General features: G+C 45.2%; 20 protein-coding genes. 11 read left to right on the top strand and 9 right to left on the bottom strand.

The genetic code is table 11. The features are described 5' to 3' along the window. Positions 1–227 precede the first annotated feature (227 nt). A complete protein-coding gene (locus QT994_RS07120; protein ID WP_333172916.1) occupies positions 228–1,427 on the bottom strand; it encodes a glycosyltransferase family 87 protein in 1,200 nt (399 codons plus the stop codon). Positions 1,428–1,713: 286 nt separating this feature from the next. Between QT994_RS07120 and QT994_RS07115 the strand changes: the two genes are divergently transcribed. Beyond that, positions 1,714–2,196: a flavin reductase family protein gene (locus QT994_RS07115; protein ID WP_333172915.1), complete on the top strand. Its 483-nt coding sequence runs from the start codon at positions 1,714–1,716 to the stop codon at positions 2,194–2,196. A 113-nt stretch (positions 2,197–2,309) separates the two neighbouring features. Here QT994_RS07115 and QT994_RS07110 read toward each other — a convergent pair whose 3' ends face one another. Next, a complete protein-coding gene (locus tag QT994_RS07110; RefSeq protein ID WP_445243878.1) occupies positions 2,310–2,888 on the bottom strand; it encodes a pyroglutamyl-peptidase I family protein in 579 nt (192 codons plus the stop codon). Between QT994_RS07110 and hisH the strand changes: the two genes are divergently transcribed. The 8 genes from hisH to hpsP all read left to right on the top strand — a co-directional run bounded on the left by hisH (position 2,878) and on the right by hpsP (position 10,059). Next, the gene (gene hisH / locus QT994_RS07105) at positions 2,878–3,513 is read left to right on the top strand and encodes an imidazole glycerol phosphate synthase subunit HisH (RefSeq protein WP_333172913.1); all 636 of its coding nucleotides are present in this window, start codon (positions 2,878–2,880) and stop codon (positions 3,511–3,513) included. The two genes, QT994_RS07110 and hisH, sit on opposite strands and share 11 nt — an antisense overlap. A 128-nt stretch (positions 3,514–3,641) precedes the next feature. Then, positions 3,642–4,184 (top strand): 16S rRNA (guanine(966)-N(2))-methyltransferase RsmD, encoded by a 543-nt coding sequence (rsmD, locus tag QT994_RS07100; protein WP_333172910.1) that lies wholly within the window; start codon positions 3,642–3,644, stop codon positions 4,182–4,184. Positions 4,185–4,439: 255 nt separating this feature from the next. Further along, a complete protein-coding gene (gene glmM, locus QT994_RS07095) occupies positions 4,440–5,900 on the top strand; it encodes a phosphoglucosamine mutase (RefSeq protein WP_333173116.1) in 1,461 nt (486 codons plus the stop codon). A 193-nt stretch (positions 5,901–6,093) separates the two neighbouring features. Further along, a complete protein-coding gene (hpsN, locus tag QT994_RS07090; RefSeq protein WP_333172908.1) occupies positions 6,094–7,068 on the top strand; it encodes a hormogonium polysaccharide biosynthesis glycosyltransferase HpsN in 975 nt (324 codons plus the stop codon). Positions 7,069–7,096: 28 nt separating this feature from the next. After that, positions 7,097–8,266: a hormogonium polysaccharide biosynthesis glycosyltransferase HpsO gene (gene hpsO, locus QT994_RS07085; RefSeq protein ID WP_333172905.1), complete on the top strand. Its 1,170-nt coding sequence runs from the start codon at positions 7,097–7,099 to the stop codon at positions 8,264–8,266. Positions 8,267–8,309: 43 nt separating this feature from the next. Further along, entirely contained in the window at positions 8,310–8,657 is a 348-nt protein-coding gene (locus QT994_RS07080; RefSeq protein WP_333046446.1) for a hypothetical protein, read from the top strand. Then, positions 8,654–8,833, top strand: coding sequence for a hypothetical protein (locus tag QT994_RS07075; RefSeq protein WP_333172903.1), 180 nt, complete (start codon positions 8,654–8,656; stop codon positions 8,831–8,833). Before QT994_RS07080 ends, QT994_RS07075 begins: the two co-directional genes overlap by 4 nt. Before the next feature lie 47 nt (positions 8,834–8,880). Further along, on the top strand, positions 8,881–10,059 hold the full coding sequence (gene hpsP, locus QT994_RS07070) for a hormogonium polysaccharide biosynthesis glycosyltransferase HpsP (protein WP_333172900.1): 1,179 nt from the start codon (positions 8,881–8,883) through the stop codon (positions 10,057–10,059). On the opposite strand, the gene QT994_RS07065 is transcribed toward hpsP, so the two are convergent. From QT994_RS07065 to QT994_RS07050, 4 genes are all read right to left on the bottom strand, one after another. Next, positions 10,056–10,178 (bottom strand): hypothetical protein, encoded by a 123-nt coding sequence (locus QT994_RS07065; RefSeq protein ID WP_333172897.1) that lies wholly within the window; start codon positions 10,176–10,178, stop codon positions 10,056–10,058. The genes hpsP and QT994_RS07065 overlap by 4 nt on opposite strands. Further along, positions 10,156–10,716, bottom strand: coding sequence for a TerD family protein (locus tag QT994_RS07060; RefSeq protein WP_333172895.1), 561 nt, complete (start codon positions 10,714–10,716; stop codon positions 10,156–10,158). The genes QT994_RS07065 and QT994_RS07060 overlap by 23 nt, the downstream gene beginning before the upstream one ends. A 233-nt stretch (positions 10,717–10,949) precedes the next feature. Further along, a complete protein-coding gene (locus QT994_RS07055; RefSeq protein ID WP_333172893.1) occupies positions 10,950–11,375 on the bottom strand; it encodes a DUF4359 domain-containing protein in 426 nt (141 codons plus the stop codon). Positions 11,376–11,600: 225 nt separating this feature from the next. Continuing rightward, the gene (locus QT994_RS07050; protein ID WP_333172891.1) at positions 11,601–12,566 is read right to left on the bottom strand and encodes a M48 family metallopeptidase; all 966 of its coding nucleotides are present in this window, start codon (positions 12,564–12,566) and stop codon (positions 11,601–11,603) included. A gap of 226 nt (positions 12,567–12,792) precedes the next feature. Between QT994_RS07050 and QT994_RS07045 the strand changes: the two genes are divergently transcribed. Next, the gene (locus QT994_RS07045) at positions 12,793–13,344 is read left to right on the top strand and encodes an acireductone dioxygenase (protein ID WP_333172888.1); all 552 of its coding nucleotides are present in this window, start codon (positions 12,793–12,795) and stop codon (positions 13,342–13,344) included. Between the two features lie 71 nt (positions 13,345–13,415). Here the strand turns inward: QT994_RS07045 and QT994_RS07040 are convergent, their stop codons facing one another. Beyond that, a complete protein-coding gene (locus tag QT994_RS07040) occupies positions 13,416–15,035 on the bottom strand; it encodes an NAD(P)/FAD-dependent oxidoreductase (protein WP_333172885.1) in 1,620 nt (539 codons plus the stop codon). A 179-nt stretch (positions 15,036–15,214) separates the two neighbouring features. Between QT994_RS07040 and QT994_RS07035 the strand changes: the two genes are divergently transcribed. Further along, a complete protein-coding gene (locus QT994_RS07035; protein WP_333172882.1) occupies positions 15,215–15,820 on the top strand; it encodes a chorismate lyase in 606 nt (201 codons plus the stop codon). A gap of 194 nt (positions 15,821–16,014) precedes the next feature. On the opposite strand, the gene QT994_RS07030 is transcribed toward QT994_RS07035, so the two are convergent. Both QT994_RS07030 and QT994_RS07025 read right to left on the bottom strand, forming a co-directional pair. Further along, the gene (locus tag QT994_RS07030) at positions 16,015–17,319 is read right to left on the bottom strand and encodes a cytochrome P450 (protein ID WP_333172879.1); all 1,305 of its coding nucleotides are present in this window, start codon (positions 17,317–17,319) and stop codon (positions 16,015–16,017) included. 201 nt (positions 17,320–17,520) lie between these two features. Beyond that, complete coding sequence (locus QT994_RS07025; RefSeq protein ID WP_333172877.1) at positions 17,521–20,934, bottom strand: PAS domain S-box protein; 3,414 nt, start codon at positions 20,932–20,934, stop codon at positions 17,521–17,523. Positions 20,935–21,630 lie beyond the last annotated feature (696 nt).

Raw genomic sequence — 21,630 nt, 5'->3', positions numbered from 1 at the left:
GAGTTCAGGACTTACGAAGAACCTCTATATGCAGGGTGCGTAATGCGTACCTTACAGCTATAAGTAGTGCGTCAAATTACTTTTTGTCTAAGTCTTGGAGGCAGAGATTCATAAACCCGGTTTCTTCCTAGATGTGTAGTCGCCCAACTAGGATTTTTTCGTATAAACCGGGTTTATGAGGCAAGCGCCTTTTATGATAATTTCTGCCCCTGGTAACTCTGCGAAAATCAAGCCATTTTTTGCTGGAATCCTTGACTGGATTTAGCTTTCATGCTGAATGCAAGTACACCAACTACCAGCATCAAAACAACAATTGTTCTCCAGTGAATCAAAAAAGGCAGACCCGCTGCTAAAAATATCCGTCTCGGGAAAAAGAGCAGAAAAACTAAAGCAATACTGCTGAGCGAAGCATTGCGGTTATTGCTGCAATACAGCCACAGCGATGTCAGAATCGGGAACAAACCTACATAATCGTAAACGTGAGTATATCCGAGAAATGTGAAGGATATACCCATCAGCACAGCAAAGACATCTTCTCGATTAATTCTATTGCGGAACACCCACAGCAGAACCGCTAAAATTACTGCCACAATCTTGATAGCCGGTATCTTCAAGCCTAAAGAAGCTAAAAGACTTTCCATACCAACTTTATCTTGAAACCCTGGTTGATTGAAAGGCAAAGAGCTATAGCTATTTTGAATTCCTTGATGCCACGCTGCCAGCATCCCAACGGGCCCGCCGTACAGCACCAAGGGGTAAGCGCTCATAATTGTAACCGTTGCGAAGGCTACAGCTAATATTTTCCAGTTCCGTTCTAGCAAAAACCAAATACCGAGCAATAAGCATAGTTGTGGCTTAAAACTGGCTATACCTAAACAGATTCCTGCCAAGACAAATTTTTGCCGTTGCCTGAAGAACCAAGCAGCCATTGTGGCAGCAAAAGCAATCAAAGAAGTTTGACCCATCCACATAACGTGGGCAGTGAATGGGTTGCCGATAATTATGGCAGCCATCACCAAACTGCCAAGTTGGTTTTTACTATTATTTTGATGTTGGTTGATGGTACGAACAGTCATGAAAATAATAGCTGCAATTGACAGTAAGTTGAGTCCCAGCCAAACGAATTTGGCAACCGAGTAATCGAAAAAGCCGACAAATATACAAAAGGCGGCTGATTGAGGAGGATAAAAGAAAGCCGCATCTTTAAGGTTGTCAATTTCCTTTATGGCCGCTACACTTTGAGTCAGCATATCGTGGTTGTAGGCATTTAAACCCTTCAGCCAAGCACGTCCAGCAGCGTAAAGGACGGCACCGTCAGCATTGAACGGGCCGTCTCTGCCAATCCCTACTATGCCGAAACAAATGAGAGATAATATACTGACGCCTAAAAGACCTAAACCAAAGTTCCGCTTAAACGATTCTGTCATCGACTTATCTCCGGTTTTGTTAAGGGATTGAGCGACTACGTTGAGATTGCAATATTAATAGCTAGAGTTTTAACACAGCATATAGTGAGTTGCCCAAAAATCAGAGCAAGCTAATTTTAGTTAATAAAAATAAATGTTGCGGGAAGCAGAAGATTTGGTATCGAAAAAAGCCATATTCGCAATCTCAACATTTTCGGTATGTCGATCGCCCTTAAGACAGTTGGGTTTGTGGGCCCGACATTGGTAAACTTAGCGGTGTAGAATTATCGATCGAACAGGTAAGCCCGTGCTAGACGAACAAGCTAAAAAGACCATCTTGCGGAAAATCCCTCACGGATTGTACATCTGCGGTGTCAAAGACGGGGAGGAAGTCAACGGTTTCACCGCTAGCTGGGTGATGCAATCTTCCTTTACCCCTCCCTTAGTTGTCAACTGCGTCAAGCAAGACTCTAAATCCCACGGCATGATCAAAGCCAGCGGTGTCTTTGCTTTGAGTTTCCTAGAAGCAGGACAGAAAGACTTAGCCCAGAAATTCTTCAAGCAGCAGCGCCGCGTTGGCAATAAATTTGAGGATGTAGAATTTTATCCCGGCGCGGAAACTGGTTGTCCGATTATCTCAGACTCTCTGGGTTACGTCGAGTGCAAAGTTGTCGGTGCTGTGGAACACGGGGATCACACGGTTTATGTGGGAGAAGTTTTGGCAGCCGGCGTCCACCGAGAAGGCAATCCGTTGCTGCTAGAAAGCACCGGTTGGAATTACGGCGGCTAATGACTTGGCAGTTGACAGTTGTCTGTAAAAAAAACTAACACCGAGAAACCCGGTTTCTTTAATAGCCCGGGTTTCTAAATCCTAAACAAATTTTTAAGTTGAATTAGAGCGACCTACTTATTACTTGCGAGAGTTAGGCGACGCATAATTAATAAAAAATCGGTGACGATTCTGTCAGCGTTGTCGGGAGTTAAAATTGGTACGTGGACGAAAATACATTTAGCGGCTATGGGAGAATCGCAAATATGCTTTAAAACCGCATAATACAGGGCTTCACAAACAAATTTTCCGGCTTCGTGACTGATTTCGGTTACAGCTAAATCCGCGACTAGCGGTTCGAGATTAACTGCTGTTTTCCGAATGTCGCTATCGCAGCAAGCGCAGGATTCTACGGTTAATTTTTGCCGACTTTCGGCCATGCCACAGCAGATAATAGTATCGGGTTGGAGTTGGTTGATTTGGGCGATCGCTAAATTAGGTGCTAGCTGAAAATCTACTGGCAGTTTCCTCAAAAAAGTCAGGGAATCAGGCAAAGATTTGATTTGGGAAATCTTGGCTAATAAGTCGTCCGAAGAGTTGGATTGCTGATGGGGAAGCCAAGTATCAAATGAGGTTAGCAGGATTTTCGCCGTCATATTTGTGCAATAATACTGATATTGATAATATAAGGCAAGTAAGTCAATGTCTGTCATTGCAGTAGTAGACTATGACATGGGCAATCTGCACTCAGTCTGTAAAGGCTTGGAAAATGTGGGTGCAGTGCCAAAAATTACAGATTCTCCTGCTATAATCGAGCAGGCTGATGCGGTGGTTTTGCCGGGAGTGGGTTCGTTTGACCCGGCAATGCAGAACTTACGATCACGCAATTTGATAGAACCGATAAAAAGGGCGATCGCCTCGGGAAAACCTTTTTTAGGCATTTGTTTGGGTTTGCAAATTCTGTTTGAAAGTTCCGAAGAAGGTGTAGAACCGGGATTGGGCGTTATTGCGGGAAAAGTGCGCCGATTTCGATCGGAACCGGGTTTGACAATTCCCCACATGGGATGGAATCAATTGCAATTTACTCAGCCGGATGTGCCGCTGTGGCAAAATTTACCGTCTGATCCTTGGGCTTATTTCGTGCATTCTTATTATGTCGATCCAGTTGATTTGGAAGTACGATCGGCAATTGTGACTCACGGTAGTCAAAACGTGACGGCGGCTATAGCTAAAGACAATCTGATGGCCGTGCAATTTCACCCGGAAAAGTCTTCGAGTACGGGATTGCAAATGCTGTCAAATTTTGTCAGTCTGGTGAGGGAAAAAGTACCTGCTTAGTTGGCATGAATATTGAAAAACCCGGTAGATTGCCGAAACCGGGTTTGACATTTTTAAAAGTCTTCTTCCTTCTTCCTTTTTCCCTCTTCCCTCTTCCTTCTTCCTTCTTCCTTCTTCCTTCTTCCTAAATGAGCCTGAGAATCTGTGGCAATCGCCACATCAAAACCCTGCCGGGACTCGCAACTCGCCCTACACCTTCGCGAGTCAGAGAAGCTTTATTTAATATTTGGCAAGGGACGATCGCAGATTGCAGATGGCTTGACATTTGTACCGGCAGCGGTTCGATGGGTGCAGAAGCTTTGTGTCGTCAAGCCGCGAGTGTCACTGGCATCGAACAGTCGGCGAAAGCTTGTGCGATTATCCGCGAAAACTGGGAGCAAGTAGCAGACTCGTCCCAAACATTCCAAATACTGCGGGGAAACGCGACGGCGAAATTGGTGGCACTAGCGGGGCAGCAGTTCGATCGCATTTACTTCGATCCGCCCTACGCCAGCGACTTGTACGAACCTGTGTTAAATACGATTGCCAGCCAAGGAATGCTAGCACCAAACGGCGAAATGGCCGTCGAACACAGCCCGGATCGATCGACACAACCGATTTCCGGTCTAGAAATTTGCCGCCAGAAAATATACGGCAATACAGCATTAACCTTCTACACACGCAGTGGCTGACAGGCTCAAACAGCAGCAGCCTCACTCCTCGACGCAGAAAGAAACCGGGTTTCATGGCGTTGGCGCGCCCGGGACTAAAAGTTTTTCCCTTGGATACAATACAAATTTTTCCGATGAAGTTAAGCTTTGTGCGTAGGTTGTCAGAGCAAGTTGCTTGAGCAATCGACGAAATAAATGGAGTTTAGGCTGAAAATAAAGCTTTCAGTTGTAACATGAACCCAAAGTGTGAGTGTGAATATTCCTAAAGGAGTGAATATGGTTCAGACACCTTCGCGCCCTCGTGGCAGCGAGTTTCCGGCTGCTAACTCGGTACAGCCAGTCAAACGCGATACGATTCTGGTGGGAGATAGCCTCCCCCTGCCCAATACCAAACTCTTCGGCACAGACGGCATTCGCGGGAAAGTTGGAGAATTGCTGAATGCACCCTTAGCCCTGCAAGTGGGCTTCTGGGCTGGACAAGTTCTACGGCAACATTCCCCCAACCAGGGGCCTGTGATTTTGGGGCAAGACAGCAGGAATTCCAGCGATATGCTGGCAATGGCACTGTCAGCGGGTTTGACGGCCGCCGGTTTGGAAGTGTGGAATTTGGGATTGTGTCCCACTCCCTGCGTTGCTTATCTGGCAAGCGTTTCGGAGTCGGTCGGCGGAGTGATGATTTCGGCTTCTCACAATCCCCCAGAAGACAACGGCATTAAGTTTTTCGACTCAAACGGCTCCAAGCTGTCGCAGCAGTTGCAGGAACAAATCGAAGCGGGAATCCGGGGGGCAAAGGTTCCGGTTGCTAGCTTGGCTTGGGGACACCACTACCATCGGTCTGAGTTGGTTAAAGATTATGCCACTTCGCTCTGTGATTCGCTGCAAAAGATGAATTTGGAGGGAATGCGGATAGTTTTGGATTTGGCTTGGGGGGCCGCTGCGGGTTTGGGGCCGGCGGTGTTCGCGCAAATGGGGGCGGAGGTTATCTGTTTGCACGACTCTCCTGATGGATCTCGCATTAATGTTAACTGCGGTTCTACTCATCTCGACAGTTTGCAAGCGGCGGTTTTGGAACACAATGCTGATTTGGGCTTTGCTTTTGACGGCGATGCCGATCGAGTTTTGGGTGTTGACAACAAAGGTCGAGCGATTGACGGCGATTACATTCTTTATCTGTGGGGTCGGCAGTTGCGCGACTCGGAACAGTTACCGTCCAATTTAATTATTTCTACTGTAATGGCTAACCTCGGCTTCGAGCGAGCTTGGGAAGAATTGGGGGGCAAACTAACTAGAACGAACGTCGGAGATCAGTACGTTCACGCTGAAATGCAGCGGACTGGTGCGATGTTGGGCGGCGAACAGTCTGGACACATTCTTTGCCCGCATTACGGTGTCAGCGGCGACGGTTTGCTGACAGCTTTGCATTTGGCTTCGCTGGTGCGCCAGTCCGGGCAATCTTTGGCACAATTAGTAAGTGGCAGTTTCCAAACTTATCCGCAGTTGCTGCGAAATATTCGGGTGGACGATCGCGAAAAACGCCTAAAATGGCACGAGTGTGAGGCAATGCAAAGTGCGATCGAACGTGCTACAACGGCAATGGGAGAACAGGGACGGGTTTTGGTTCGCGCTTCTGGCACTGAACCGCTAATGCGAGTTATGGTGGAAGCTGCCACCGCCGAATTGGCTAATTTCTGGACTGAAAATTTAGTTTTAGCCGTTCAGCAACACATAGCCATCTGATGGAAATGGGGAATTGCTAAAAATTTTGAATTTTGAGTTTTGAATTTTGAGTTTTGAGTTGAAATCCTTTAATTCAAAATTCAGAAATCAAAATTTCTAACTATTAATTTCGAGTTTTAATCAACTTCTCCAAAAATAACGAGTGGGGCAGGCATCCTGCCTGCCCTTAACTTTATTTTCACTCAATTGTGTGATGATGATTTCTGTGGTGATACCCACCTACAACCGCGAGCAACCTCTGCGAGAGACATTGGCTGATGCGATTCGCCAAAATTACCCGAATTTTGAAGTTCTAGTAATCGATCAAACTTGCAACCACGAATCAGAAACTCAAGTTTATTTAGAGGAATTGGCAAAGGCTGGAAAAATTCGCTGGTTTAGAGTAGATTGGGCGAGTTTACCTGCAGCTCGAAATTATGCAGTACGGCGCGCAGTTGGAGAGATTATTTTATTTATTGATGATGATGTACAATTGCCCGAGGGTTTTTTGGCTGCTCACGCTGACAACTATTTAGAAAAACCCGACGTGGGATGTGTGGCGGGCAGGGTTTTTGACAGAATGAAACTGGATAATTCTGGAGGCGATTTGGCGATCGAATATTTGCCCTCTGAAGCGATGGATGCGGGCATTGCGTGGTATTTTATCGATTTGGTGCATACACTAAAACCGCAGCAGGTGCTTTCGGCTAGAGGCTGCAATATGTCATTTCGTCGGCAGGTTTTTGCTGAATGGGGGCTGAGGTTTGACGAGCGGTTTGCAGGGAGTGCGGTGCGGGAGGAGTCGGATTTTTGTTTGAGATTGCGATCGACTGGCATGAAAATTTGGTACGATCCCAATGCGTGTTTAGTTCACTTGGGGGAAGAGAGCGGCGGATGTCATGATGTCAGTACGCGATCGATCGAGTATCAAGTCACATTTTATCACAACCATTTCCTCATGGGATTGAAAAATTTAACAGCTTTTCAATGCCTGCGATTTTTTGCCAAACTCTTTGATTGCCACGTTTTGGGAAATCCGCCTTGTTATAAAAGCCACTCGCCCATTAAAATTATAACTAGATTTGCTTTTTATATCCTGGGTTTTATCAGTGCTATAAATACAGTAGTTCAATCTCTGTGGAATGATGGACAAATTTACAGCCATCAAGACAACATTAACGCTCAATAATTCCCTATTCCTTCCCCCTTCCCCCTAAATGAGAATTCTCGTTGCCAGTCACACCTATATTGTGGACATTAACCGGGAAAAATTCAAGATATTAGCAAGCCTAGAACCTGATATTGAAGTAACTGTTGTAGTGCCGCAGCGTTGGAAACCCGGAGGGGTTCAAAATAAAATTATAGAAACTCAATTTTATCAAAAGGGTTCATTTAAAGTAATCCCGGTCTCCAACTTTAGTCAAAACAATCAAGGATTGCTAAGTTTTGGTTTTGATTTAATTAAAATTTTGCAAAACTTTAGACCCCAGATAATCCAAGTTGAACAAGGTTCAAAGTCTCTGGCTTGCGCTCAATTAATATTACTAAATAAACGGCTCAAACTGAAAGCAAAAAATATATTATTTACCTGGTGGAATCTGCCTTATAAATTGAAGTGGCCTGTTTCACTATTAGAAAATTACAATCTTCAGCACACCGACGGAATTATTGCAGGCAATCTAGATGGAGCTAAAATTTTGCAGCAGCGGGGCTATCAAGGTGCGGTGAAAGTAATGCCACAACTCGGAGTAGATGAAACTTTGTTTCGCCGCACTGGTAAAGACGCTGATTTATCGCGCAGGTTCGCCATTGAACAGACCGATTTTGTGGTAGGATTTGTAGGGCGATTTGTCGAAGAAAAAGGATTGTTAACTTTAGCTGAAGCCTTAGCCGGGTTGAAAAAAAGCTCTTGGAAGTGGCTGTTAGTAGGACAAGGAAAATTGCGGGCGCACCTCGCCGAAAAATGTATTGAATGGGGAATCAGCGACCGAATAATTTGGGTAGAAAGCGTTTCCCACGAAGAGATTCCCCCCTACATTAACTTAATGAACTGTTTGGTATTGCCCTCGCAAACGAGCTATAAATTCAAAACTTTGACCACGGTGGGCTGGAAAGAACAATTCGGTCACGTTTTAATCGAAGCGATGGCCTGTAAAATTCCGGTTATCGGTTCCGACTGCGGGGAAATTCCCCACGTCATCGGGGATGCGGGGTTAGTATTCCCCGAGGGAAATGCAGGGGTTTTACGCCAGTGTTTGCAGCAATTGATGGAGCGGCGGCAGTTGGCTGCTGATTTGGGCGATCGGGGTTATCATAGAGCTATGAGCAATTATACAAATAAAGCTTTAGCTGAGCAGTTGTTGGAATTTTACAAAGAATTGTTGTAACTTTTGGCAGTATAATGCAAGTGTTAAATAAAAACTGTGGTAAATGTCTATTCCTTCCGACATACGACCTTTGGTTGACGAACTATATCAGGTACTAGACGATACCGATCGCCAAGCAACGCAGGGACTTTTTGCACTTAGAAGAGCAATGTCTCTTTTTCCCCAGAATGAAATACTGATGCAATACTTTTCTTCGATCAGTAATTTTCAATTCTGCGTATCAGGTGTTCGCTTACAAGCAGAGCACATTGTGGGCAATGTATTGATGGCTGGTGTGCCCGATGAAGATGTTCAAAAAGCAGGAGATTATTTAGCAGCGTTGCTACACATGGCTCCTGAATCGAAAATTATGATAGACAAAGTAGTTGAGAGATTAGAAGCATTGCAATGAAACAATTACCAGATGAAAGCCTACTGCTGGAAATCCTTGAAATTGTGAAAGCTGCGGAAGCAAAAGCCAGTGAAATGTATGAATTTTCCAAGACAATGGCTCACAATACCCAAATTACAGCCACAAAGAGAGAAGAAGCGGAACAGCTAGACGGGCAGCCTTTTCCAGATAATTAAATTTGTCATGGGAGATGTTGATATTTTGATTGAAAGAACTATCCCCCATGCGAATTCTCCAAATTATCCCCTCGATTTCGCTCGTCTACGGCGGGCCAAGTCAAATGGTGCTGGGACTTTCTGCAGCCCTCGCTTCCCGGGGTATTAATCTCACAATTATCACCACAGATTCTAACGGAGATATCGGTCAACATCCCTTAGATGTCCCCTTAAATCAACCAATACAACAAAACGGCTATCAGATTATTTATTTCCGCTGTTATCCCTGGCGCAGATATAAGTTTTCATTCTCGTTATTGCAGTGGTTAAATGAAAATGCGCGACAATTTGACCTGGCTCACATTCACGCTATTTTCTCACCAGTAACTACCTTTGCTGCCACCATTGCTAGATATCGCCACTTACCGTATATTATCCGTCCCTGCGGTATGCTTGACCCCGCCGATTTGCAGAAAAAAAAGCGCTTAAAACAGATTTATGCAGCAGTTTTAGAACGCCCTAATTTAGCAGGCGCAGCCGCCATTCATTTTACAAGTAAAGAAGAGGCTAAAATCTCCGAAAGATTTGGTTTGGACTGCACAGGGAAGATACCCGTGGGACGGGATTTGGTGATTCCCTTGGGGGTGACAGCAGGTTTGTTTCCTAAGAGATTGCGAGAATCTCAAGTGCCAATCATCTTATTTATGTCGCGAATTGAACCTAAAAAAGGGCTTGATTTGCTAATTCCAGCATTAGAAAGTATTTTAGGATCTGGGATAGAGTTTCACTTTATTTTAGCTGGTTCCAATCCCCAAGATGCTGATTATGAAACACAAATTAAAAGTAAAATACACAATTCAAGCTTAGGAAAATACACAACAATAACTGGCTTTGTGAGCGGCAATTTAAAAATTGAACTGTTGACAAACGCCGACTTATTTGTCTTGCCTTCTTATTACGAAAACTTTGGCATGGCTGTAGCAGAAGCGATGGCCGCGGGTGTACCTGTCGCCATTTCCGATCGCATACATATTGCGGAAGACATACAGCAAGCAGAAGCGGGGTGGGTGGGGCCTTTGGAAGTAGGGGCGATCGCCAATTCAATTAAATCAGCACTTCTGAATCCACAAGAGCGCCAACGGCGGGGATTGAACGGCAAAGAGTACGCAAGAAAGCATTATAACTGGGATGCGATCGCCCAGCAAACCATCGATGCTTACCAGCAGATTTTGTCGTCTACTAACTAATGCCACAGCGGTTTACCTTCTGCTTCTTCGCCTGCTGCGAGTTCTTGTACTGCTGCTATGATAATTTTCCGGCGATATTTTTCTCTCGCTACTATTTTAGCTGCAATACTTATCCACAAAACTCTGCAATCCGGCCTGATATCCTGCTCCTACCGCTTGAAATCTCCACTCTCCATTCTTTCTATACAAGCGACCAAATTCTACAGCAGTCTCTCGCGAAAAATTCTCTTTTAATTCATAACGAACAAGTTCGTTTTCTGTATCCAAACTGTAAATCTTGATAAAAGCATTTTTGATATTGCTAAAATTAGCATTAATTTTATCTGCTTCGTCAATAGTGACCACAAAAGTTATTTCCTCAATTTCCGGATTAACTCTTTTTAAGATAACGCCGTAAATCGTTTTTTTCTCTTGACTTCGGTTGTTTTTATCCCGAATCACTTGCAGTACCGAACTGTCATAGGATTGCAGATTATTGTAAAAGATCAAATATTTATCGTTAGGTATTTTGCCGTCAGCACCTAGCATAAAGGCAGAGACATCAATCTCGTAGCTTTGTCCTGCCTCTGTCACCTGCCAACCTAGGGCGATCGCCATTTTTTTTAAATCCGGCGCTTCTTTAGAGATATTAAATCTCTCACCCTTACTTAATTGCATTGCCATCTGCTTATTTGTTAAACATCAAACTTTATAGCGTTCATGTTAATATTAAGTCGGACAATAAATTTTCTTTTTTAAGAAAACTTAATATTTTCTCTCTAATAGCCGGCATCATTAAAAATATGTGCTACTGCTCTCCGAATTTATTGAGATTTACTGAGAGAGAATTACCTAAGCAAAAACCGGGCTTTCTACAAAACCCGGTTGCTACAATGGAACTTAATTTGACTCTACTTTTGGGCATTTTCAGAACTAGGTGGCAGAGTCACAAAATTACCAAAAGCTCCAACCGTCTGATAGCTTTTTTTGCCCAGTTCAGTTGTATAAATACTGACCACACCTAAATTTTGACGCTGCGTTGTATTGTCGAGCAAGCTTTCGATCGAGTTCCGCTGCGAAGTCAGCAAATTCTTGCAACTGCCGATCAAAGTATCTGTAATACCGCTCAAAGCTTTCGGCACGCGAGAATCTTTGCACACAGTGCTTTCCAACTCGGTTTGGAGTACGCCGGAAGCATAAGTTAGGTATTTGTCTCTCCCAGGATTTGTAAATGCCATGCCGGCGGCCAGAAGAGTCAGGGCGATCGCGACTTTTCCCACATTGCCGAAAAAATTAGAAGTTGGCTTGTTAGTATTCATTGCGTTATCAATATTCATTTTTTTTAGCCCCGTTGATTTATAAGCTTCTCTTGATTTAAACTACACCTCCTCAGAAATAGATTTCCGAAAGGAGGGGACAGTTTTTAGATTGGAGGCCAGTTGCGAGTAAGTCTCTCACTGGTTTACCTTCATTTTACATTTCCCCCTCCCTCAAATCCGGTAAATCTTCAACAAAACATTTAGCTGGTTCCCAGGCACAGCCTGGAAACGAGGAATTTAAACTTAGTTTCGCTGTGATTTTTGCCGATCGATCTCCCGCTGCAACTCTTCAATTTGACGGCGCAAAGCCTCCGTCTCGCTGTTAGGCGTTTGCGACTTGACATCAACCGCACCCTCGGATACCGCCCGCTTGTAGTTCCCTAGCTTAATTTGGCGGTATTCCTCAGAACTTGCCCAGTCTCGCAAATACCGCAGGCGTTCCACCGGGAAAGGGTGACTCAGCATCACGCCCTGGCCGCCGTTGTAAAGTAAAAATTTATACACTTGGTTGAGATTGTCTCGATCGAGCTCTTGATAGTTGTCAGACTGGCGGATAAATTCTTGCAAACTGCATTGGTCAGCATATTTACTGCTAACTCCAGCAAGTTTCATCATCGTCATCATCACACTGTTTAAGTCATCCGTTACCAACAAAGCCGCCCGGTCTGCCGATAATTCAGCCTTGCGGCGCCACTCGTAAAAAGCGTAAATTAAACCGCTGCCGACTATGTTTCCCAGCCCGAAAGTCATCTCGCCAATTGTTGATGCAACGCTCACTGCCCAAGTCGCCATTTGATTTAAAATTGGATGACCACATTTAATGTGTCCCAACTCGTGAGCCAATACTACCCGCAGTTCCGCCTCGTCCAACAAGTCTAAAAGACCAGTGTTTAATACTACATAAGGCTGGTTTTTTCCCAGGGCAGCGCTGTTAACTGAGGGATTCTGAGAAACAAACAAACCCGGTTCTGGAAAAACATCTAAAGCCTGCACGCACTCCCGAAATATATGATAAATGCTGGCATATTGGCGTGGGCCGACTTGAATGCTATTTCCCATTAGGTAAACGAATTGCGGTCGTTCGTAGATAAATTCTACAAATTTGCTGGCAATTAAATCAAATCCAGGCACGCTTCGCAATGCTGCCTCGGCTTGCCGATCGAGGGGATGCTGAAACGCTTCGCTAGAAATTCCCGTATAAGTAGGCATAGTTGTTGCAAAAGTTACATTTAAGATATCAGGATTGCCGATCGCTGCTGGCGCTAGCTGGCGCCTGACTTATAATATTATCGCGACAAATATTCAACTGTTGTGGAACAGGCCCAAAAGCCTGTTCAAATTAGCGTTAAAATTGTGATTCTGGTACAGGCGCGATCGACAAACATCTTTCACAGTGCCTGTGTATCGCCTCACCCAAAAATTGGAACGTGCAAAAATGGCTATCCTGCGACTCGAAAACGGTACAACCTACACTCAACAGAGCGACATTACCCGAGAACTCGCTTCCTTAAACATTCAACTCAACCGCTGGCCCGTGGGTGACAGCGCTGAAATTCAAAATTTGTTAGCTAAAGATGCTCTTGACGACAATCAAAAAGAGCAAGTGCTGCAAGCCCTCGACAGTTACTTTCAACAGTTGTCGGAAAGTGCAGGCTATCAGGATCGCGACTTAATCGTACTGCACCCAGACATTCCCAACCTCGACACTATGCTGTCGAAATTCAACAAGTGCCACATCCACGTCGATGATGAAGTCCGCTATATCGTAGCAGGGGAGGGCATTTTTGGCTTCGTGCGGCCTGACGGCAGCCAAGTCGAACTCACAGTGCAGCCGGAAGAATTTATCAACGTGCCGGCGAATACAGAACATTGGTTTTATTTGACAGCAGCCCGGAAAATTAAAGCGGTGCGCTATTTTATCACCAAAGAAGGCTGGACGCCGGAGTATACCGATACGGAAATTCGATCGCGTTTAGCTGCTGTTTGAACAGAGTTGACGGTTGACAGTTGACAGTTGACGGCAATCTTCAAATCATCTAAAAATCCTCAAATCCAGCCTCAAATTTTGTGGTTTGAAGATCGCAATATGCTCAAAGCAACCGCCTCCGCCACCTTAATCCCATCAATCCCCGCCGATAGGATTCCACCCGCATATCCTGCACCTTCCCCAGCAGGATAAAGACCTTCTGTATTCAAACTCTGATAATCTTCCTTGCGTTTAATCCGAATTGGTGAAGAAGTGCGCGTTTCCACCCCAGTCAAAACCGCATCATCCATCGCAAATCCTTTAATCTGTTTGTCAAAAGCCGGAAGTGCTTCGCGGATAGCTGCGATCGCATAATCTGGCAAACTTTCGCTCAAATCAGTCATCACAACTCCCGGCGTATAAGACGGCTGCACAGCGCCTAGCGCCGTGGAAGGGCGATTTGCCAAAAAATCACCTACAAGCTGCCCAGGGGCGTTGTAAGTGCCACCACCTAGCTCAAATGCCCGTTCTTCTAAGCGACGCTGAAACTCAATTCCTGCTAAGGGATGACCCGGATAATCCTCCGGCGTGATACCTACCACAATCCCGCTGTTAGCATTGCGTTCATTGCGAGAATATTGACTCATCCCATTAGTGACAACTCGCCCCGGTTCTGACGCAGCCGCCACTACCAAACCACCGGGACACATACAAAAACTATACACAGAACGATTGTTTTGGCAATGGTGAACCAGTTTGTAATCGGCGGCGCCCAAAAGCTTATGGCCCGCCCGATCGCCAAAACGACAGCGATCGATCGTAGTCTGCGGATGTTCCACCCGAAAACCAATGGAAAAAGGTTTAGGTTCGATGTAAACCCCGCGCGAAAACAACATTTCAAAAGTATCGCGGGCGCTGTGTCCCACCGCCAGAACTATATAATTACTAGCAATATATTCTCCACTGGCGAGGGTAAGTCCCTGCACTTTTCCCTTTTCGATGTGGATATCTTCCACACGAGTTTGAAACCTAATCTCTCCGCCTAATGATTCTATTTGGGCGCGAATACTTTGGACAATTCCCACCAGTTTGAACGTGCCAATATGCGGTTTATTAATATATAAAATTTCCGGTGAAGCTCCCGCATTCACAAGTTCCGTCAGCACCTTGCGTCCATAATGCTGAGGATCTTTAACTTGGCTGTAGAGTTTGCCATCGGAAAAAGTACCCGCACCACCTTCGCCAAACTGGGCGTTAGATTCTGGGTTAAATTCTGCTTTTTTCTTCCAAAATCCAAAGGTATCAACCGTGCGATCGCGCACTGCTTTTCCGCGTTCTAAAAGGATGGGACGAAACCCCATTTGTGCCAGCATTAGCCCTGCAAACATACCGCACGGGCCTGTACCAATCACAATGGGGCGAATCGTCAAATTTTTGGGGGCTTGGGCTACATAGCGATAATTAGTGTCTGGTGTCACCATCACATGAGGATCTTTTTTGAAGCGTTGGAGAAGTTGCTTTTCCTGTGTCGTCTCTACATCCACAATATAGACAAGGAGGATTTCTGCTTTTTTACGAGCATCGTAGCTGCGCTTGAAGATGGAATAGCCGAGCAATTCTTCGGGGGGAATTTGCAGCTTTTTGAGAAGGGCATCGGCGATCGCATCTTGAGGATGATCGAGGGGGAGTTTTATTTCGGTTATTCGTAACATATAGTGGAAGGAAGAAGGAAGAAGGAAGAAGGAAGAAGGAAGAATCCCGAACAGAAGTATTATAACTATTTAACCGGAGATCCTACGGGCGATCGTCTTCGGTCGATCAATTTTTAATTTTTGAGTGGATAATTGAAGAAGCGTTATAATAAACAAAAAATTAAGTTTTGTAAAGACCCTTGACTGCAACATTCACACCCAAAAACAGCCGCACCTGGCACGCTCTCACCCCCCTGTGGCAAGGAGCCGAAGACGCAGTACAGAAGGGTTTGCCCCACACCAAGCTCGCACCGGCGTGGCAAATACTGCTCCTAGGCGACGGTTCCCCCACCCGTCACCTGCAACTGCTGACAGGGGAACCCACAGAAGTAGATGTGATCGATATGTCTTTAGTGGGTGAAGACGCAGACGGCGCGCCCCAGCAAATTGTCGCCGTTCCGGGGCCGCGCCTACGCCGCCAAGTGTGGCTGCGAACAGCTTCTGGACAGCGTTTAGCCTATGCGACTTCTTGGTGGGAAGCGAGCCACGTAGACGAATATTTACAAAATAAATCTTTGCCAATTTGGGCGAGTTTAGCGAGGCTGCGGACAGAATTGTATCGCGATGTGCAGGGCATTTATTACGGTGATTCAGTGGCTTTGGAGTCAGCTTTTGAACAGTCGGGGCCTTTTTGGGGGCGACACTATTTGTTTTGGCATCACGGGAAGCCACTGACGCTGATTTATGAGGTGTTTTCCCCTTATTTAACTAAATATTTGGGACCGATGCAATTGGATGTTGATTGAGATGCTATCGGCCGATCGAGGGTTTTGGCATCTGACGCACTTTACTAATTGTGACACGCTTGCCTTAGTCTTTTTTGATAAACCGCGAAGACGCTTATGACACAAAGAAGAAGAGGAAGATCGATCCCGAGGGTATAGAGCCGGATTTGGTATTAGCTCCCCGACTTCTTGAAGAAGTCGGGGAGCTGGATTTTCTAGCTATTGATAGTTGTTCGCCGAAATTTAACTCGCAAACCGTCGCGGGGACGGGGAGTCGGTACTGTGATTAAATTCAAATCTTGATCGGGTAAAAGCTCCCATTCCAACTCCCGAACAATCTTTGCCGCAAACAACTTCATCTCTAATCGGGCAAATTCTTTGCCCAAACATTCTCGCAAACCGCCGCCAAAGGGCACGTAACTAAAGGGTTTAGCCGATCGCTCGGAGCTAAATCGATCGGGGTCGAATCGATCGGGTTCAGGATAAAGTTGACTATCCTGATGGGTTTGAGTAATCCCAGAAAGCACGCTCCAACCCTTGGGAATTTCATAGCCGCCGAACTCACAAGCATTAATTACTGTCCGGAAAACACTTCCCACCGGTGGAATTAAACGCAGCACTTCTCGCAGCACCTGTTCTAAATAGGTCATTTGTTTGAGTTGTTCCAATGTTAGGGGTTCAGTTGCGGGGAACTGCTGCTGTTCGGCCCGCACTTTTGCCATCACATCGGGATTTTGAGCTAGGAGAAGGCAAAAAGAGGCGATCGCCGAAGTTAAAGTTCCGTGTCCCGCAAACAGCAGCACCAGCACTTGATCTTTTAACTCATCCAAACTCAAACTATTTCCCTCCTCATCGCGACCCGAAATCAGCAAACTCAAAGCATCCTTGCCACTAGGGGTTCCTTGCTGGCGATCGCGAATAATCTTTTCCAGTTCTGCTAACAGTAACTTTCTGCTATTTTTCGCTTTGCCAAACTTTGTCCAAGGCACATCTAAAGGAATCGAAAATAAACCATTGCCCCAATTTTCAAAATTATGTCCGAGCGCCGTTTCCGAACCATTATCAATCCCAACTAACAACTTAGCCGCCACATCAAAAGTATAATTTATCAGTTCAGGATACCAAGTCAGGGTTTCCATTTTTTCCCATTTTTCCAAATAGCGCTGAGTGATATTTTCCATCGCGCCGATGTAGCCAACCAAAGCTCGCGGCTGAAACGCTTGGTACATCAACTTGCGCCGATTTATGTGGTTAGCACCCGTTTGCACCGACAAGGAAAGCGGCCCTAAAAGCGCTTTCGTACTCGCAGGAAAACTCACAACAAAATATTGGTTGTCATTGCTTAAAACAAACAAACTAGCCTCTTGGCCACGCATAAACACGGTAGGCTGTCCGAAAAGGCTGGTTTTGAAAATGGGCCCGTACTGCTGGTGGCGTTTTTTGGCAAATTGGGAATCTTGCAAAAAGTTGAGGGTATCGCCAATTAGGGGTAAACCTAAACTGCCCGGAGGTAATGCCATATGTGATTTTTGATTTTTGATTTTTGATTTTTAATATCATATCAATTTTAGTTGTCTGCTGGGCAATACGCACCCGACAAATTTCTGGTAAAAGAACTTTTCTCTGTTTGTAGCCTGTAGGGTGGGTCAGTCTTAAGGTTTGTACAAAAAAATTTGGTTTTTCCCACTGACGCACCTTAGTATTTTTGGCGACCAACCAATTTAATTTTCTGTCCTTTTAATCGGAATCTCGATTATAAATTCAGTGCCTTTCCCCACCACCGAGAAACACTTGATTTCACCTTTATGTTTTTCGACAATAATTGAATGGGAAATCGCTAAACCCATCCCCGTTCCCGAACCGACCCGTTTTGTAGTATAGAACGGGTCAAATATCCGCTGCTTGACTTGATCGGTCATACCTGCACCGTTATCAGAAATTCTAATCACAGCGAGAGGACCTTCTACCTCTGTACGAATGCGGATAATTCCCGGGTTTTCGAGCGATTCTTGTAAAACGTCAATAGCGTTAGCAATAATATTCATAAACACCTGATTCAACAGTCCGGCGTAGCACTCCACCAGTGGCAATTGCCCGTATTCTTTAACGAGTTGAATTGCTGGGCGCTCAGGCTGAACTTTCAGACGGTGTTCTAAAATCATCAATGTGCTGTCGATGCCTTCGTGAATGTTAACCTTTTTCATGTCAGATTCATCGAGGCGAGAGAAATTCCGCAAACTCCGCACGATATCCCGGATGCGAGTAGCTCCCATCTGCATAGAAGACAGCATTTTGGGCAAGTCGTCTAGCACAAAATCCAGCTCTAACACCTCTATTTCTTCCTGAAGAGCTGGAGAAGGTTCCGGGTATTCATCTCGATACATTTGCACCAGTTTCATCAGATTTCTGGCGTATTCTTCTGTGTAGGTAAGATTGCCGAAAATAAATGTGACCGGGTTATTGATTTCGTGGGCGATTCCTGCTACCATCTGACCGAGACTCGACATTTTTTCTGCCTGTACGAGTTGAGTTTGAGCTTGCTGGAGTTCGCACAGAGTTACTTCAAGTTTTGCAGCTTGTTCTTGGGCTATCCGAGCGGAATCGACGCTTTTAGTGTAAAGTTCAGATTGACTGATGGCGATCGCCAATTGATCACCAATTGCCTCCATTAACTCCACTTCCTCTTTTGTCCACTTACGCACCTCGCTGCAAGAAATGCAGCTAACAACACCAGTTAAACCCCCGGCACTTTTAATCGGCAAATCCAAGACAGACTTGCAACCAACCTCCAAAAAGAATTTTTGTTCTAGGGGATCGCTTACAGTTGCAACATCATCTATCTGATAAACTTCCAAATTACCGATTTTTTGTGGCAGCATACCTGTTATTTCAGCAGGAAAATAACCCAAAAGCGAGAACAAGTCATCATTCTTAGCTTCGTGGACAACATCCCAAGCAGGTGGCGAAGCATCCGGCAAATACCAGATAAACACACAGCGATCGACTTGCAGCAAGTCGCGAATTTGCTGCACAGTTGTTGCTAAAATAGTATCTAAATCCAGAGATTCGCGGATATTGCTAGCTAGCTGGTTCACCAGCGCTTCCTGCTCCGCTAATTTGCGGAATCTCGCTTCCGACTGTTGCAACTGTCTTTGAGCTTCTTTTTGTTTTGTAACGTCCAAACCCAAACCGATTAAGCCGATCGCGTTACCACAATCATCTTTGACCTGAGTTTTAATTGTGTCCAGTTCGTGATATTTACCATCAGTAAGCTGGAAAATTTCTTCAGAATAATAGGGAATATCTTGGCTCCACGCTTGCGCGTCAGATGCCATGCAGTTAGCAGATTGTTCTAAGCCCAAAACTTCGGAATAGTGAGATGCTGCTAAAAATCTTGATTCAGGTATAGCCACATCTTCGCAGAAAGTTTTGTTAACTAATAACATCCGCCCGCTAGCATTTGCCATCCACACCCAAATGGGAGCGTTGTCAATAATTGCCCTCAAAGTTTGCTTTTGTCTGGCGAGAGCTTCTTCTGTTTGTTTGCGCTTAATTCCCAGGGCGATCGCATCCGCACTTGAGGCTAAAGCAATCAGCGTTGATTCATTCAACTCGTGGCGAGAAAACATCGCGATTACTCCCAGCAACTGATTGTCAACAATTAACGGATATCCAGCAAAAGCCACCATTCCTTCTCGTGAGGCCCATTCTTTGTCGTGGAGTCTGGGATCTTCTTGCACAGAATTAGTGATGTGAGGTTTTCGCTCCAGGGCGATTAAACCAATCTTGAACTCGCCGACAGGAATGCGGGTGTAAGCGCCGTCAACGCCAGTATATATCCCCCCGCTTGCTTCCAGTTCCAATACATTTTCCTCTTCATTCAGCGTCCAAATCCGAGCAAAGGCAGCATCCAAATGGCGCACAACTGCATCGGCGCAATATTGCAAAGTTGCAAGCAAAGTCTGGTTTTGAGTCAGAGCAATTCCCACATCTGCTGTCAATAAAGAAAGTTTCAATTGTTCTGCTAAAGCTTGTTCTGCTATTTTGCGCTCTGTAATGTCCGTAGCAGCACCGAGACGCTGCTTAATTTTCCCCTCCTCTGTTCTGCTAAATACAATATTCCGGCTGACTAACCAGTGCCAACAATTCTGTTTGTCGCGTACCCGATATTCGTACTCAATAACTTCGCCGTCGGGAGCATTTTCTAATTGCTGAAAATATTCAGGAAATTTAGCTAAGTCGTCAGGGTGGATGATGGTGGGCAGTAGATTGCTGCCCATGTTTTGAACTTCTGCGCTCGTATAGCCGAGGGTGTCACTGATTTCGCGGTTGCTGTAGACATTTCGCTGCTCGCTTTCGTCGTAAACAAAGAGAAGATTCGGACTGGTATTGGCAATTCGCTCAACAAAACGCTGACTCTCTTGCAGCGCTGCTTCTGCTTGTTTGTGAGCGGTAATGTCGCGGCCGACACCATAGATCAATTCTTCCTCGCAGAAACGGGTAGCAGTCCAGGCTATCCACTTGTAAGAACCGTTGCGACAGCGCCAGCGGTTTTCAAACCCAACGGTATTATTCCCCGCAGCAATACTTTCAGCTTCTTTTAAAGTAGTTTCGCGATCGTCTGGATGCACGAATTCAATGAAGAGTTGGCCAACCATTTCTCCTAGGGAATAGCCGAGTATTTTTTCTCCTGCTGGGTTGATGCGTTTTACATAACCGTCAAAACTAAGGACGCACAGCAGATCTAGCGATAGGCTAAAAAAGCGATCGCACTCGTTGGGTTCGCTGGATGGGCGATCGTTTTGGGCTGCGACAGCAGAAGCTTTTGAGCGCGCCGATACCGCGAAAAATACAATATTTGCTATGGCTAAAAATCCCAGGGCGAGTGGGCTATCGTAGAAATTATCACCGCTGCCAGCTACGAGCCACCCGTTTAACACCAGCAGTACAATTATCAAAATTGAGAATACACTGCCAGGGGCGATCGTCACTACGCTGATTTTTTTTTCATACTCCTTGCTGCCTTCTGCCTTTTCTATTCTGGTGACTGCTGCCGTGAATTTTCTCAACAACAGTTGGAGTAAGTTCAATAATTTAGTGTTTTTGGATTCTTCGATAGGAACAGAATACTTCATTTTTTTACTGTTGATTCCGTTTTACTTGTGGTGACTCAAAATTACAATAAAATTTTTTAAATATTGTAAAACTTTGCTAGCTTGCGAAATCTAGCATTTTAAAATTTGCGTATATTTACCCACGCTGGCTAGAGAATTAAGTGTATTTACGGAATTAGCGAGCAATCTTTTCTTAGCTGGGATGTGCATTTTTTACTTTTTCCGACTCATTGAGAGAGTTTATCTATAATACTAGGCTACATATTGCTGTTAGTCATTGGACATTTGGCCTAATCTAGCTAATTGGACGCAGAAATTGGGACTCTTGGACGAATAACCTAATTATGTAGGGTTCGCCTGAAGCCGCTTACCGCGTTATAGTAGCGTGTTATACCACTTTTTGGCTCCTGGAATGACCGGGTTTGATATAGGAAAATACTGCGTGGAGCGCCCTGGTCGTGGGTTGAAAAACCCGCAATATTAGTCAAGTTCAAGCAGGTTCAATTTGACTATAAATTATGAAGTTAAAATAAAGATAAACTGCTGATATCATTTCCGGTTACACCGGAATGATGTTGACTGTTAACGGTTGACTGTTCACTGTTCACTGTCAACCGTCAACAGTCAACTCAGTTTAAAACCCACATTCCGCACCCCAACTGTCACATGGGGTGCGGGTGGGCTGTAAATTCTGGTTCGATGGTAAGCGCGCCAGCC

Origin of the sequence: Microcoleus sp. S13_B4 (assembly GCF_036700885.1) — a bacterium.
Classification (GTDB): domain Bacteria; phylum Cyanobacteriota; class Cyanobacteriia; order Cyanobacteriales; family Microcoleaceae; genus Microcoleus.
This window is presented reverse-complemented; position numbering and strand designations above follow the sequence as displayed.